The 14,511-nt window shown below is 40.7% G+C and carries 14 protein-coding genes and 1 pseudogene; 10 read left to right on the plus strand and 5 right to left on the minus strand.

Annotated features, from left to right (window positions below; all coding sequences use genetic code 11):
- The first annotated feature begins 48 nt into the window (after nucleotides 1-48).
- Together V7K21_RS26155 and V7K21_RS26160 are read left to right on the plus strand one after the other, a co-directional pair.
- A complete protein-coding gene (locus tag V7K21_RS26155; protein ID WP_335178386.1) occupies nucleotides 49-516 on the plus strand; it encodes a hypothetical protein in 468 nt (155 codons plus the stop codon).
- Nucleotides 513-1,277, plus strand: a complete 765-nt coding sequence (locus V7K21_RS26160; RefSeq protein WP_335178388.1) for an HIRAN domain-containing protein — start codon at nucleotides 513-515, stop codon at nucleotides 1,275-1,277. Before V7K21_RS26155 ends, V7K21_RS26160 begins: the two co-directional genes overlap by 4 nt.
- Here the strand turns inward: V7K21_RS26160 and V7K21_RS26165 are convergent.
- Nucleotides 1,274-2,251 carry a carbohydrate kinase family protein gene (locus V7K21_RS26165; protein ID WP_335178390.1) on the minus strand — a complete coding sequence of 326 codons (978 nt, stop codon included), beginning with the start codon at nucleotides 2,249-2,251 and terminating at the stop codon, nucleotides 1,274-1,276. The two genes, V7K21_RS26160 and V7K21_RS26165, sit on opposite strands and share 4 nt — an antisense overlap.
- A 362-nt stretch (nucleotides 2,252-2,613) precedes the next feature.
- Between V7K21_RS26165 and V7K21_RS26170 the strand changes: the two genes are divergently transcribed.
- The 5 genes from V7K21_RS26170 (at nucleotide 2,614) to rfbB (ending at nucleotide 6,382) form a co-directional block, all read left to right on the plus strand.
- Entirely contained in the window at nucleotides 2,614-2,877 is a 264-nt protein-coding gene (locus V7K21_RS26170; RefSeq protein WP_273766227.1) for a helix-turn-helix domain-containing protein, read from the plus strand.
- Nucleotides 2,878-3,157: 280 nt separating this feature from the next.
- The gene (locus V7K21_RS26175) at nucleotides 3,158-3,346 is read left to right on the plus strand and encodes a hypothetical protein (protein ID WP_335178392.1); all 189 of its coding nucleotides are present in this window, start codon (nucleotides 3,158-3,160) and stop codon (nucleotides 3,344-3,346) included.
- Nucleotides 3,343-4,044, plus strand: coding sequence for a DUF6391 domain-containing protein (locus V7K21_RS26180; RefSeq protein ID WP_335178394.1), 702 nt, complete (start codon nucleotides 3,343-3,345; stop codon nucleotides 4,042-4,044). The genes V7K21_RS26175 and V7K21_RS26180 overlap by 4 nt, the downstream gene beginning before the upstream one ends.
- 201 nt (nucleotides 4,045-4,245) lie before the next feature.
- Entirely contained in the window at nucleotides 4,246-5,241 is a 996-nt protein-coding gene (locus V7K21_RS26185; RefSeq protein ID WP_335178396.1) for a glycosyltransferase, read from the plus strand.
- Between the two features lie 79 nt (nucleotides 5,242-5,320).
- Entirely contained in the window at nucleotides 5,321-6,382 is a 1,062-nt protein-coding gene (gene rfbB, locus V7K21_RS26190; protein WP_335178398.1) for a dTDP-glucose 4,6-dehydratase, read from the plus strand.
- Between the two features lie 340 nt (nucleotides 6,383-6,722).
- On the opposite strand, the gene V7K21_RS26195 is transcribed toward rfbB, so the two are convergent.
- Both V7K21_RS26195 and V7K21_RS26200 read right to left on the minus strand, forming a co-directional pair.
- Nucleotides 6,723-7,382, minus strand: a complete 660-nt coding sequence (locus V7K21_RS26195) for a hypothetical protein (RefSeq protein ID WP_335178401.1) — start codon at nucleotides 7,380-7,382, stop codon at nucleotides 6,723-6,725.
- A 152-nt stretch (nucleotides 7,383-7,534) separates the two neighbouring features.
- Nucleotides 7,535-7,747, minus strand: a complete 213-nt coding sequence (locus tag V7K21_RS26200) for a helix-turn-helix transcriptional regulator (RefSeq protein WP_335178404.1) — start codon at nucleotides 7,745-7,747, stop codon at nucleotides 7,535-7,537.
- 333 nt (nucleotides 7,748-8,080) lie between these two features.
- Between V7K21_RS26200 and V7K21_RS26205 the strand changes: the two genes are divergently transcribed.
- Complete coding sequence (locus V7K21_RS26205) at nucleotides 8,081-9,274, plus strand: serine/threonine protein kinase (protein WP_335178406.1); 1,194 nt, start codon at nucleotides 8,081-8,083, stop codon at nucleotides 9,272-9,274.
- 214 nt (nucleotides 9,275-9,488) lie between these two features.
- On the opposite strand, the gene msrA is transcribed toward V7K21_RS26205, so the two are convergent.
- Nucleotides 9,489-10,157, minus strand: coding sequence for a peptide-methionine (S)-S-oxide reductase MsrA (gene msrA, locus V7K21_RS26210; protein WP_335178408.1), 669 nt, complete (start codon nucleotides 10,155-10,157; stop codon nucleotides 9,489-9,491).
- A gap of 168 nt (nucleotides 10,158-10,325) precedes the next feature.
- Here msrA and V7K21_RS26215 point away from each other — a divergent pair, with 168 nt between their 5' ends.
- Both V7K21_RS26215 and V7K21_RS26220 read left to right on the plus strand, forming a co-directional pair.
- Nucleotides 10,326-10,838, plus strand: a complete 513-nt coding sequence (locus V7K21_RS26215; RefSeq protein WP_442948924.1) for a YidH family protein — start codon at nucleotides 10,326-10,328, stop codon at nucleotides 10,836-10,838.
- Between the two features lie 85 nt (nucleotides 10,839-10,923).
- Nucleotides 10,924-11,829 (plus strand): annotated as a pseudogene (locus V7K21_RS26220) (beta-1,6-N-acetylglucosaminyltransferase).
- A gap of 436 nt (nucleotides 11,830-12,265) precedes the next feature.
- Here the strand turns inward: V7K21_RS26220 and V7K21_RS26225 are convergent.
- Nucleotides 12,266-14,443, minus strand: a complete 2,178-nt coding sequence (locus tag V7K21_RS26225; RefSeq protein WP_335178410.1) for a recombinase family protein — start codon at nucleotides 14,441-14,443, stop codon at nucleotides 12,266-12,268.
- Between the last annotated feature and the right edge of the window lie 68 nt (nucleotides 14,444-14,511).

The raw sequence follows: 14,511 nt of genomic DNA on the forward strand, positions 1-14,511 counted from the left end.
TCTCAGTTGCACTCGGCTTAATAAATCCTCAACATTTAAGAAACTGGTTTGCTAGTTGCTGCTACTGTACCTCATAACACCCGTAAATGCTGTAACGATCGACACCATGAAAATTGGGCATTCATCAGTTTACAAGAGAAGATTTATCTAGCACCAACTTATGACCACGCCTCTTGTCTCGGTAGGATAGAGTCTGATTTTAATAGGAAAACCAGGTTAACCACAAAGGATGCTGGCTTTTCTGTCCAAGCCTATGTGCAAAAATGCAATTCTGCGTTGTATGCTAGAGTTGGTGATCAAAAAACCCTCAAGACTTTTAATGCATTTTGTAAAGCGCAACAACGGTGTCCAGATGCAGCGAAGGTATGGTTAAATAATCTAGCAAGGGTGTCAAGCAATGATACGTTAGAGCTTTTTGAGCGTATTCCATCTAATCGCATATCGCAAACAGCAATTGAATTTGCACAAAAGATATTGGAGTTAAATCAAAGTAAGCTGCTGGACACCCTACTATGAAAACACTTTTTTTAGCTTGGCAAGATCCTAAAAGTCGGGCTTGGCTTCCCATTGGTCGCTTAACATTTGACGGGAAAAAATATCAATTTGTATATACGCAAGGTGCTGTAAAGGCTCAAACCGAACATAATTTTCAGCTATTGTATTCCTTCCCATACTTAAACAAAGAATACACATCAGTTGAACTTTTTCCCTTGTTTTCTAATCGATTAATGCGACGCTCTCGCCCTGACTACAAAGCTTATATTGAATCACTAAATATTCTGGAAGGTGAAGACGATCCAGTTAGTATTCTTTCTCGGAGTGGTGGACGCAAGGTAACAGATTATTTTGAGGTTTTCCCCTGTCCAGAACCAGATGAAAATAATTTATACCATATCCATTTTTTTGCACATGGACTGCGGCATCTTCCTGCTTGTGCAACTGAGCGAATTAATCAATTACAAACGGGTGAAGTATTATATTTAGCTAACGAATTTCAAAATCCCTATGACCCGCGTGCATTACTCTTATGCACTGAGGATCATTACATCGTAGGTTATTGCCCTCGGTATATTGTAGATGATGTTTTTAAACTCAAGAACAAAAATCCCGAACTTGTAAAAGTACATGTTGAGCGCGTTAACCCAGTACCGACACCTCTCCAACTACGTTTATTGTGCAATATGACCGCAGAATGGCATGAGAATTTTCGTCCATTTTCTAGTTGGGAGTATCAGCCTTTGGTAGCTGATATCCCAGTGGCTTATGCTAGTTCCTAGAGCTGATTTGCGGCTAGAAAAGCTTCGACTTGAGCATTTGTAGGTTGGGAAGCGATCGCACCTGCTTTAATGGTAGTCAGCGCTCCAACAGCACTGGCATATGTGACAATGCGTTTTGCTGTTTCTGCATCTCGTAAGCTGTGGATGCCGTGCTGACTCAGTTGGTGGATGAATCCTGCCAAAAAGCTATCACCTGCACCAGTTGTATCAACTACGGGGATGGAAAACGCAGATAATTTGCCTTCGTTCTCACCCAGACAGTAGGTGCAACCGTTTTCACCATCTGTCACTAATACTCCTTCAATTGAACCCAGACGGTAAGTGATGGCTCCGGGATCTACGCTTTCAAATAGCCATTCAGCTTCTTCTTTGGAGAGTTTGAGGAAATCGACTCGCTTAAATAATTCTGGAATTTTTTGATGAGCAATGTTTGGCTCGTCCCAAAATACAGGACGCCAGTTGACATCTAGCACAATCTTTAAGTCGTAATGTTCTGCTAACTCTAGAGCGTGGTAAATTGCCTGTTCACTTTCAGGATAGGCTAATTCCAAAGTACCCAAAACCAGAAAATCTGCCTCTTGAAACAACGAATTTGGCAATTGTTTAGCTTGCAAACAAGTATCAGCAAATTCTGCGGTATCATACTGACCAAATCCAGCGAAGGTGCGATCGCCAGCCAGATCCCGTGTAACATAAACTTGCCGCGTTGGTGCTGTGGGATGGCGTTGTACTCCCGTCGTCCCTACACCTACATCTTGTAATAACTTGACCAGTGCATTCCCTGGTTCATCTTCGCCAATGGCTCCGATAAAGCCGGCTGATGTCCCCAGCTTGACTAAAGCACAGGCTACGTTAGCTGGTGCCCCTCCTGGGTAGGGAGTCCAAGATTTCACTTCTTCCAGCTTTAGCCCCAATTGATCGGCTAAACAATCAAACAAAATTTCACCAAGGCACAAAACACGGGGATTGCTCATCTCATTTTTAATTTTAGATTTCGATTTGGGATTAGGAATTTACAGTATAAAATCTACAATAATTTTTGCTAATCTGTCGCCAGTCCTTCATAGAATTAAATAGCAATTTTTACTACTCCATAACATCTATATGCTTCTGAGCATCGCCTAAATATCTAAATATTTTCACTAGCTTTTTAAAATAAATAAGTGTTATATAGTACTTATCTATTGTCATGATTTATATTTTTGCCAACTTGAAATCCAAAGAAAATATTGACAATGGTATTACTGCTAACACTTGAAACCCCTACCAACAAAAGAATCTTCTAGAATTAGAAAGAGCGATTAAGTACATATACCAAGCGAGGATAGAAATAGTCATGGCTGGTGGCAAGTCTGAGACCCCCGTTAGTCTGTCAGACAGAGAACTGCAAATTATCGACTTAGTGGCCACTGGCTTAACTAACCAAGAGATTGCAGGAAAACTGGAGATTAGCAAGCGTACAGTTGATAACCATATCAGTAATATTCTCACTAAGACCCAGACAGAAAATCGAGTAGCTCTTGTCCGCTGGGCTTTACAGTGGGGAAAAGTCTGTTTGAATGATGTTAATTGCTGTCTTCTGCCTAACCAGATCGAATAAACAATTTATTTAGTAGCAACGTAATTGCTCTGGTCTGGTCTGGTATACTGACAAGCCAATTTTCAGGTTTACTGATTTTTCCCCTCCTCACGCCTAAGTTTTCAGTGTGAATACTCTACCAAAAGTTCCGAGTCCTTCATTCAGCCGGAGTTTATGTTAGTGGAGCCAGCTGACCCTCGGACTCGGAAACTATAAAGATCAGAATTCCTTTCCAAATTCAGCAGAACAGATTTAGAACTTACGCACAGGGGCACAGGAGAATAATTATAGGACTTAGGCATTGACAGGAAAGACCAAATATGGATTATTTGAAAATTACATCTGTATTAGGGGCGCAGCATTGCTCATGCGTGTCAATGCCCAAACTCAACAATCACCCACAAAAATTAGCAACAATTCAGTGGTGCAAGCGTTACATTTGAAAGAAATCTATGTTGCTCCATCGGCTTGGAGAGCAGTGTTCCAATGAATACTTCTGCTTCTTTTCAGAGTGGCTCGTCTCCCTTTGAATTTTTTAAGTTTGATCTTACGACATTTGTATCTGAGAAAGTTTCGACCCCAGAATACCGATCCTTAGACTTTCCACAACCCACACAAGATGCCGACTTACTGAGGCAGCTATCGTTTATTCCAGGGTTGAAAGAAATTTTGATTATCCGGCAGGTTCACGCCTTAGAACACGCTACTGTTTGGGTTCTTAGCGAATCAAAAAGTGCCTATCCTGGCAAAAGAGAACCTAGTGACGTTCAACTAGATAACGAACTATTAGGCGGTTTATCTACTGAGCAGGGATTCTACCTCTATGGTGAAGTAAATATTAGTGATTTGCGGCGTGCGGTTACAATTGCTCGACATCGCCTCACCAGTGGAGAATGGGATTTGGCTGTACATCCCCGTTGCGGCACAAATTTATCAGTAGCAATGTTCTTAACAGCTGGACTAGCTGTCGGTGTACATCTGTTGCTACCATTTCGACCAATCGAGCAAATTATAGGTTTGGGGTTAGCAGCGACGACAGCCGCTGAACTCGCACCTGATTTAGGTTCTATAGCACAGCGTTACCTAACAACTGCCATTCCTTTTAACCTAGCAATTGAAAATATTACCCGTACACGCGACGTTTTGGGGCGTGAGGCACATTTTGTTAAAGTGGGCTGGCAAGACTGAAGAGAGCAAGAGGCAGAGGGGCAGTTCTTGCTGGGAGCAGAGAGGAAAGAAGTAATTTTTCTTCTTCCCCTTGCCCAATGCCCAATACAACTCTACCAGAGGCTGCGCCCTAAGCGTAGCTATGCCGTAGGCTTTACGGCAACGTCTCACAGTGAGCCTGTAGATCTGCTCAGTACAAGTACCCACTCCCCTAATAAAATTATGAGAAAACTTTACTTCTTGCTCCCCGGTACAGATGGCAAATTTGCTTGTGGTGGCCTTTGGGCTGAGTTAAAAGCACTTAATCTAGTTCAGCAGTTCTGTAGTGCTGATGTTGTAACTTACCGTCAACGGGAAAAAGGTAAGCTTTTTATTGATGATTTGCTAAAAGAGAAAAATTTAAGTAATGTAATTTTTGTCATCAGTTGGGGATTTGATATAGCTCAACTCGTGGCTAAACTCAAGCAATACAATGTAGTTTACCATGCACATAGTGCAGGTTATCCATTTAGACTACCTGCAAGTATTCCGATCATTACTGTTAGCCGTTATACAATGGGATATTGGGGAGAAAAATCACCCAATTCTCTCATTTATTATTTGCCCAATCAAATTTCTGATGAGTTTCAAAATTTAGGTATTGAACGGGATATTGATGTTTTAGTTCAGGCTCGGAAATCTTCTGAGTATTTAATCAAAGAATTAATTCCAGCTTTGCAAAAACGTTGTAAAGTATTGGTTGTTGACTCTTATGTAGAGGATTTACCTGGACTATTCAACCGAGTTAAGGTTTACCTTTATGATTCCGCTGAGTACTGGGCACAACAGCGTGTTAGTGAAGGATTTGGTCTGCAACCAATGGAAGCTCTTGCCTGTGGTTGTCAAGTATTTTCTAGTGTCAATGGTGGACTGGCAGATTATTTAGATCCTGGATTTAATTGCTATAAAATTGCTGGATATTCACAAGAATATGATGTCCAGCGGATTCTAGAGGTGATTGATACTTCAGTAGCTTTTAGTTTATCTGAAGAGTTTTTGGCTGAGTATCGAACTGAAAATATTATTAATCGTTTCCGAGTTATTCTAAATGAGTTAAATGAATTCTTTGATCATACTATGCAGCAGCCATCTAATATTAAGAGTTTGACGAGAATACGTATAGTAAAGTTATTTGCACAGAGGATATACGGTAAGCTGAGGAAGAAATATTTTAAGTAATAGAAACGTAGACGCGTAGCGGCTTGCCGCAGGTTACTGCTCCAGACGCTGAGAATACAGAGACCAGAGAGGCAATTGGATGAATCGGCGGTTATTAGTTACTGGGGGTGCGGGGTTTATTGGGGCGAATTTTGTGCATCACTGGTGTCGAGTTTATCCAGATGACCGGGTGGTGGTGTTGGATGCTCTTACCTATGCGGGAAATCGTCTGAATTTAGCGCTGGTTGAGGGAAGAGAGAATTTTCGGTTTGTGCAGGGGGATATTTGCGATCGCACCATTGTAGATCAGTTACTAGCATCTGAAAATATAGATACCATCGCCCATTTTGCCGCTGAATCTCATGTTGATCGTTCAATTCTGGGGCCAGCAGCTTTTGTGCAAACTAATGTGGTGGGAACTTTCACGCTACTGGAAGCTTTTCGGCAACATTGGGAGGCAAAAGCAGAGCCATCTGATTATCGTTTCCTGCACGTTTCTACGGATGAAGTCTACGGTAGTCTAGGTGCAGATGATGCGGCTTTTTGTGAAACTACACCTTACGCTCCCAATAGTCCCTATTCAGCCTCGAAAGCTGGTAGTGACCATTTAGTGCGTGCTTATTATCATACTTATAAATTTCCAACCATTATCACAAATTGCTCTAATAATTACGGTTCTTATCAATTTCCCGAAAAACTAATTCCCCTGATGTGCATCAACACTTTGATAGGGAAACAATTACCTGTTTATGGTGATGGTAAAAATGTGCGGGATTGGCTTTATGTGGGCGATCATTGTTTGGCTCTGGATGCGGTAATTAATCATGGTAAACCAGGGGAAACATATAATATTGGTGGCAATAATGAGGTAGAAAATATTAACCTCGTGCAACTTTTGTGTCAGATGATGGATGAATTAGCACCTGATTTACCAGTACGTCCAGCAGAGCAATTGATTACTTTTGTCAAAGATAGACAGGGACATGACAGAAGATATGCAATTAATGCCAACAAAATTAAAACTCAGCTTGGTTGGACACCTTCAGTAACGATTGTTGAGGGTTTACGTTTAACTGTTGAATGGTATCTCAATCATCGTAATTGGTGGGAACCTCTGCTATCTGCGGAATATCAAGCCTACTATCGCAAAAATTATCTGTAGAATAATCTAAAATTGGGCTAACTCTAACGAGTTACTTCCTCAAATTTTTATAGTGAACTAATTCATCATAATGTAAGCGACCAAGAATTATGCCTGGATATCTATTTTAATTTTGAGCAAATTCTTCAATCGCTTTCCCAGAAAAGGCTTTTCTACTACTTATTGATTAACAGGCATTATCGATGGAGTTTGTGCGATCGCAGAACTTTTTGGTGTACTAATAATGTTGAATTAAAATTTTTGCATAAAAACTTTAATTCAACATTTGAGACAGTGCTGCTTGCTTTTTTCAAAGCCTGTGCCTTACACAGTCGTATTCGATATTGGGCATGATGACCTCTTACTTAGAGGGGATAACGTAACCTGCAATACCTTCAAATACATACCCATTCTTACCACCACCTAGCTCACTAAAATTAGTAGTGTAGAAGTGGTCTGTAGCTGCGGAGCTGTAATATCGATAGACAGGAAGAGTATTTGTAATAGGTCTAGGATAAATATAACCTGCAATACCTTCAAACACATACCCATTCTTACCACCACCTAGCTCACTAAAATTAGTAGTGTAGAAGTGGTCTGTAGCTGCGGAGCTGTAATATCTATATAGAGGAAGAGTTCCAGCGGATGGTAGTTTAGAAATATAGGCGGCAATTCCTTCTGAGATATATCCGCCCTTACCATTTCCTAGTTCACCAAAATTAACCGTATAAAAGTGGTCAGCAATTGATGGATTATAGTAACGGTAAAGTGGATATGCCGTAACTACTGCACCATTAATTGTTCGAGTAATAGAAGGAACCTGAGCAATTAGTAGATTTTCTGAGCTACTTTTGCCTTTGCTAATAGTTAACTGATTGCTGTTCTGGAGTTTAGAAGAATTTGATGTCGCTAAAGCTACATGGTCACTGTTTAAGTAGTTAACTGTACTAATACTTGCAATGCCAACAGCCAAACCACCAAAAGTTTTTAAGACTTTACCCCAAGGCTCATTACTAAACATTAAGTATCTCCTTAGCTTGATATTAAACAAATGTACTTTATCATACTAGTTTTAGTAAAACAAGAGAGCAAGACCAAAAGACTGTAATGCCTATCAATTCAAGTTTTTTGGGAAACCACTAGATGAAATTGATACTTTGCTTCAAGATTTGTCTAAAACTTAAAAGAAGTACCCAAGGCTTGGGAGAGTTCGATAGCTGTTTCAGGTGTAATTTGCTTGCTTCCCTGAATAATTTCATTGATGGTTTGAACTGGACGCCCCATAATTTCTGCTAAATCTTTCTGTGTCCAGCCACGGGCTTCTATTTTTCGACTTAAAATTTTTCCTGGTGTTGGTATTATTGCTGGTACTAGCTTCTGGCTCATATTGCTGTCTCCTCTACTGACACTTTTTGGAACCCCCTTCGTGTCGTCATACTTATTTGCTCTGCTACTTGATTAATTTGCTGTACACGGACAATAATGCGCCAGAATCGTTATTTTCTGAATATTCCTGAAAAATTCTCGGTCAAATAATTGTGGATTTCTTCCGGGTGCTTGCGGAAATACTCTTCTTCAAATTCATCGAGTGTTCTAATTTTCTCACGGCTTAGGTATTCCTTTTTCAATAAATTATCTGGCTCACACAGTTTTCTTAAATAATGACTATCCTTAAATAATAAGGAAATCAGATCAGCGTAAATTGCCAGCAGGTGTCAGATGCTGCAACCAGAACAGATATTACAAGACCGTTATCAAATCCAGCGCCAACTCGGCAACAATGGAATTCGTCAAACTTGGCAAGCATTGGATTTACAAGCCTCGGATGGCGAAAATTCGACAGTTGTGGTCAAACTTTTGGCCTTTGGCGGTACTGTACAGTGGGATGACCTGAAACTTTTTGAGAGGGAAGCACAAATTCTTAAACAGCTAAATCATCCCCAGATTCCTCGATATATAGATTATTTTTGTATCGACGATCGCACACTCTGGTTTGGCTTAATCCAAGAATATATTCCTGGTGAGTCGCTTAAGGAAAAACTTGCTCTTGGCAAAAGGTTTACTGAAAAGCGAGCTAGAAAAATCGCCGATGAGATTTTAAATATTCTCATGTATCTACATGAGTTGAATCCAGGGGTTTTACATAGAGATATTAAACCGAGTAATTTAATTTGGGGTGAAGATAATCGGATTTATTTAGTTGATTTTGGCGCAGTTCAGGATAAAGCGGCAAGAGAGGGCGTTACTTTTACCGTTGTGGGTACCTATGGTTATGCCCCAATGGAACAATTTGGTGGTCGGGCGGTTCCAGCTTCAGACCTTTATGCACTGGGTGCAACTTTAATTCATTTGTTAACTGGGACTTCCCCCTCTGATTTACCCCAGCAAGATTTACGACTGCAATTTACAGACCGAGTTAACCTCAGTCCTAGTTTTGTCAGTTGGCTACAAAAGTTGATAGAACCCGCTCCCGAACAACGATTTACTAGTGCTAGTCAAGCGCTAAGTACTCTCAAATCTGGTTTAGCTGTCAAATCTGCAAATAAGAATCAGCTTTTACCGCTAAAAGAAATAATCAATAATTCTGGGTGCGGGATAAATAATCACAATGAAACAGTCCCAGAGGAAATTCTTGGTTGGAACTGGGGCGCGTTTCTCATGCCTTGGTTGTGGATGTGGCCGAATCAAGTATGGTATGGGCTATTCTGTTTTATACCCCAGATTTCGGGGTTCATGGCGATCGCACTCGGTGCCAAAGGCAATGAATGGGCTTGGAAAAGTAGACGGTGGCACAGTATTGAACAATTCAAAGCCCATCAAAGAGGGTGGGCGATCGCTGGTATACTAATTGGAGCGCCTATTAGTATTGTATTGTGGGTCGCAGCGATCGCTTTGCTCAAAGCTGCACTTTAATCAACTTAGTGAAATCAGCGGTTATAAACCGCGTTGTCTGGTAGTCTCGTTCCCAGTCTCTGACTGGGAATGCCTATTGTGAGGCTCCGCCTCCCTTACTAGCGGCAGAGCCGCAATTGAAAAGCATTTCCAGCCTTTGGCTGGAAACGAGGTTTTAAAAGGGTTTTGATTCTAGATTGACACAAATACACATCTGTAATTTACTAGTACATTTCTATCCACTCACTTGCGATTCAACTACGCCCACGGGACAAGATACGTTTGTCCCTCCTAAACCACAATACCCGTTGGGATTTTTAGCAAGGTATTGCTGATGGTAAGCTTCTGCGTAGTAGAATTCAGGTGCATCCAGGATTTCTGTAGTAATCTTGCCATAACCTGCACCGTTGAGAGCTTGTTGATAAGCTGACCGCGATGCTTCTGCTAGCTGCTTTTGACTTTCAGAATATACATAAATTCCCGAACGATACTGAGTGCCAGCATCATTACCTTGGCGCATCCCTTGGGTAGGATTGTGGCTTTCCCAGAATACTTTGAGCAGTTCAGAATAACTAATCACTTTGGGATCAAACACAACCAACACCACTTCATTGTGACCGGTTCGCCCACTACATACCTCTTCATAGGTGGGGTTGGGTGTTAACCCAGCAGCGTAACCCACTGCGGTGGTGTAAACTCCTTTAAGTTGCCAGAATTTACGTTCTGCACCCCAAAAACAACCCAAGCCAAAGATTGCTTTCTCTAATCCATCGGGAAAAGGAGGTTTCAGGGGATTCTTGTTGACATAATGAGCAGCGGGTACTGACATAGACTGTGCCCTTCCTGACAAAGCTTCCTCAGGCGTGGGCATAACTTGCTTTTTGCCAAATCCAAATAACGCCATTGATTTTGACTCTGATATACATCTTTACCTTATTTACTATTGTAAAGATTCTAGCGATCGCTTGGGGTTTTCTCAAAGTCCTCGCTGGATTGTGTTGACCCTTACAGATGCGTCTGGGTGTTTGTTTCACTAATTAATGCTATATCAAGGGGAACTTGGCGTCACAAGATGGATAAAATACCGAAAATTGACCGTCAAAGGGAGCATCAAGCGAACGAACGGACCTTTCTTGCTTGGCTACGCACTTCTATTGCATTGATTAGCTTTGGTTTTGCGATTGCGCGATTTGGCATATTTTTGCGCCAGCTTAATATTGCTCTTACTCAACAAGAACCTCCGGTAAATCCATTGTCCAACTCAGAAAATTTGGGTCTGGCTTTGGTAATTTTTGGAATTTTGGTTATTGCGTTAGCCGCGTGGCGATACAACCAAGTTTTCTGGCAAATTGAACGAGCAGATTATAGACCAAGTAGGTTAATGGTTTGGATAATGACTGGAGTAGTAATAATTTTGGGGTTTCTTAGTATTCCTTTGCTCTTAAGGCGTGATCAAGTCCCTTATCATTCTCCTGTTCCAATTCAACCACAGTCCCGAAAGTTGCAAAGATCAGCCCCAAATCTCAATATTAAAAAGGGGACAATTACTACTATATACAAACAAATATTTTTGTCTTTTAAATAGGTTATTATGCTCACTATTAGCAAATTATAGTAAATTTAGTAAAGATAATATTCAAAAAGTTTATTTATCTAATAAGGCAGTTTTTATGAAAATAGCATATGTAATTTTGGCACATAAATATCCGGAACAATTAGTACGTCTTATCTATAAACTAAACACAGATGATGTTTCATTTTTTATACATATAGATAAAAAAGCTGATGATAAATTTTATCATCAGGTACTGACTCAACTCAAGAATTTTCCAAATGTCTCTTTCATAAAGAGATACCATTTAACATGGGGAAGTTTTGATATTGTCAGAGCTAGTCTTGAAGGAATAAAATCAATAGTTGAAACAGGTACTTACTTCGATTATGTTATACACTTATCGGGTCAAGACTATTTAATTAAGTCAAATGAATAGATTAAAAAGTTTTTTAAAGAGAATAAAGGTAAAGAATTTATAACGTATTTTCCACTACCTTATGCTCTATGGTATGGGGGTTTAACAAGATTAGAATGTTGGTATATCCGTTGGAACAATAAGATTTATCGTATCCCTGAAAAGCGTGAGTTTAAATCTCGTATTAACTCTTTCTTGTATTCATTGTTGCTTTTGCTTGTACCGAAAAGACGTAAATTTCCTGAAGGTTTTGCTCTTTATGGAGGTTCAGCATTTTGGTGTTTAACAGGAGAATGCATAAAATGGATAAATGATTTTGTGAAGCAAAACCCTAAGTTTGTTAACCGTTTTAATTACACTTTTTGTCCAGATGAATTGTTTTACCAGATTCTAATTGTAAATTCACCTTTTCAGGAAAAAATTATTAACACTTCTTTAACATATTTAGAGTGGACTATTGATTATTCCGGTCACCCCAAAACTTTAGAAAAAAATGATTTTGAGAAAATTAGAGAATCCGAAAAATTATTTGCCAGGAAGTTTGATATGACTATAGACCCGGATATATTAGATATGATTGATAAAATGATATTGAGTCAATCTTAATTTGCAAATAAATTTTGAATTTTGGTCGTAGAGAAGAAATAATAAATGTTCTCGACTATTGAACTTTGGACAAAAAAGAGTGGTTCGTGTTAAATATCCGCGAACCAAAGGTTATTTAAAGAACACTCAGATGATTGCTCAACGTTGACGTTGAGCCAGCCGCCATTCTTCGGCGAACGGACAGTCCAGCAGCATCCGTGATAGGTAAAGATAAAGTGCCTTTTGTCAATCATTTGAAATACTCAAAAAAATGATAATCCCTACTTTGGAGGAGGATAGAGGGCGAGAGTCGCTCGCCCTCTATCCTCATTTTTTATTATCATTATTCAAGAATTGGACACCTAAAATAATAGTGATATTACTTATAACAATTGAGACGAAACTGCTAAAATAGCGGATGAATTATTATGCGAATTTAGAAAACTTTGGATAAGCTTTATATAACGGAATGCGTTACACAGGCATTCACTAAAGGTAACAACGGCCCTAGTTGTTCTTGTCCATTTACTGCTAAATCGCTGTGACACAAATAAACTCTCTCGGATACACGAGACAGTAAATCTGTCAAAATCTTTTGCAATCTTTGTTCTTCTGCCAATTTCTCATCTTCTGCTGTCCAAGGTTCGCCTAACCTGTCTCGCAGGAAAAACGGCGCACCAAACAAAGTCGCCGCGCCACCTTTGGCCCACAGGGGTGAACCAGCATCAAGCCAAAAATGCCAGCGGTGCGATCGCCTACTAGATCGATATTGAAATATAGTTGCTAAGGTGACAGCCCTTCTGGCTCCACCGATGGGGCGTACAGGGTAAGGATTGGCGGTAATTGTACCACGTCGCAGTAGTTGAATGAATTCGATAATAGTTGTGTGAGGCGTTGTTTCATCTGGGGCAACTTGCCGTAACCTGGTGTCAATTTCCCAGTAGTGTTGGGCGGTTTCTAATAATTCCCGTAATGCTGCTAGTTGTTCATAGGGGAGATTGCTACCATTCCACAAAAAACGCTGAATTGCCCTATCTAAAAGGGAAATGGGACTGGGAATTAAACGCAGTTCTTGTTGCGATCGCTGCTGTTCTAACCACTGTAATATCTCATTATAAGCTGTAGTAGCCGCATAGCCGATTCTATCCCAGCGCTCGAAGGTTGACACTGGTAGCAAGTTGGGACGATCAGGATGTGGTACAAAGCAGTAATCTGCAATTAAACCAGCACGTACCGGGTCAATATCAGTAGAGACGGGATTAATTGCGTCTGTTAAGAGTGAGGAGTTTTCTGGTGCTTGTTGCTTCCTACTCAATACAACCAGCATTTCTGCCACAGCATCCCGATCTACGAGGCGTCCCAAGCCGGGATAAACTAGTGCCAGCATGGTGAGTAAGGCGCGAATGACGGGTGAACTAACTAAGGGACGTTGGTCATTCAGCGATTGGATTTGGATGTTTTGCTTGATCAGGATTTCTACTAGAGTATAACGAGCGATCGCATCTAAACCTGGTGCAATAATCGCCACTTGTTCTGCTTGCACTTGCTGTGATTGGATGGTACTAGCAATTACCTCTGCTGTTTGCCGCAATAATTGGGCGCGGGAGGTGGTTTGAATTGAATGCACCATTTTTGGTAAACTCAACAGTACCATTGGTTCTGTGACTAATTCCACCATCTGTTTAGTAAGTTCCTCACCAAGGGACTCTGAAGGCGGCCCGGTTAAGATTTCTACTCGGCAACGCTCTGCTAACCCTTCTAAATAGTTGGGATCTGCTCCCAATCCCAATCGCACTGCGCCATCGGGATTGTAGCTAAAAGCCCCGACTGCACCTTGATCTAACAACAACTCAAACAAAAGACGCGCTACGCTAGGATAATCATCTACATCATCCGCCAGTACCGCCTGATAGCGTTTAGTTAGGTGCTGCTGGTAATTGCGATCGCTTAACAAATATTGACTATAAAGTTCGGTAATAATTCCATAACTTAGTAACCCCCTCTCTAAACACCAGTTACGCCAATCTAGGAGCAAAGAGGCTAGAAATTCCGGCTCTAAAGTTGTAGTATTATCCCCCAGACCCCTTGCCAAAATCTGGGCAATATCTTCGCAACGTACACCACTGTAAGCTGCTAATTGCAATAAGTCTAGAATGCGACGCACCAATCGAGACTCATTCACTCCCGCAATCCGTAAAATTTCTTCGTCTAATTGGGGACGCCAGAGTTTGGTTGCTAACTCTTGTTCCGTTTCTGGTCGCAATCTTACCGGAAACTGTGCCTTCAGGCTCAACGAGTTAATTAGCAACGGCCAAAATAAAATAACTTCATCCTGGAAAAAACCTAGCGGTGTCTTGGCACGAACTGGATATTTTCCCAAGGTAGATGTAACAATTATATCTCCCAATTCTCGACGATTATCATCATTGGCAGCTAAGACTAAAACTCCTGGCTCTGTTTGTTTAAGATATAAAAATTCCGGGATGCGTTCGGCTTTTTTTCGTCCAGGCTTTTTAGTATAAAATGATTCAATAAGCTGTTTTTCAGGTTGTACCCAATTACAAAATTGCTCTACCAAGCGAGCCGTCTTACCACTACGGCTAGTGCCAACAATCCAAACCGAATGAGAAACCACAAACTTTCTCCTTGTAGATTTGCTAGTATACCTTGTGCGTTAACTTAAGGTTAAGAATCACCAAATAA

This window comes from Nostoc sp. (assembly GCF_036919595.1).
Lineage (GTDB): Bacteria > Cyanobacteriota > Cyanobacteriia > Cyanobacteriales > Nostocaceae > Nostoc.

Excerpts from the sequence above, each read along its gene's own strand:
- V7K21_RS26205 (WP_335178406.1), top strand. The coding sequence starts at position 8,081 with ATGCTGCAACCAGAACAGATATTACAAGACCGTTATCAAATCCAGCGC.
- rfbB (WP_335178398.1), top strand. The coding sequence starts at position 5,321 with ATGAATCGGCGGTTATTAGTTACTGGGGGTGCGGGGTTTATTGGGGCG.
- V7K21_RS26160 (WP_335178388.1), top strand. The coding sequence starts at position 513 with ATGAAAACACTTTTTTTAGCTTGGCAAGATCCTAAAAGTCGGGCTTGG.
- V7K21_RS26170 (WP_273766227.1), top strand. The coding sequence starts at position 2,614 with ATGGCTGGTGGCAAGTCTGAGACCCCCGTTAGTCTGTCAGACAGAGAA.
- V7K21_RS26185 (WP_335178396.1), top strand. The coding sequence starts at position 4,246 with ATGAGAAAACTTTACTTCTTGCTCCCCGGTACAGATGGCAAATTTGCT.
- V7K21_RS26195 (WP_335178401.1), bottom strand. The coding sequence starts at position 7,382 with ATGTTTAGTAATGAGCCTTGGGGTAAAGTCTTAAAAACTTTTGGTGGT.
- V7K21_RS26215 (WP_442948924.1), top strand. The coding sequence starts at position 10,326 with ATGGATAAAATACCGAAAATTGACCGTCAAAGGGAGCATCAAGCGAAC.
- V7K21_RS26200 (WP_335178404.1), bottom strand. The coding sequence starts at position 7,747 with ATGAGCCAGAAGCTAGTACCAGCAATAATACCAACACCAGGAAAAATT.
- msrA (WP_335178408.1), bottom strand. The coding sequence starts at position 10,157 with ATGGCGTTATTTGGATTTGGCAAAAAGCAAGTTATGCCCACGCCTGAG.
- V7K21_RS26165 (WP_335178390.1), bottom strand. The coding sequence starts at position 2,251 with ATGAGCAATCCCCGTGTTTTGTGCCTTGGTGAAATTTTGTTTGATTGT.
- V7K21_RS26180 (WP_335178394.1), top strand. The coding sequence starts at position 3,343 with ATGAATACTTCTGCTTCTTTTCAGAGTGGCTCGTCTCCCTTTGAATTT.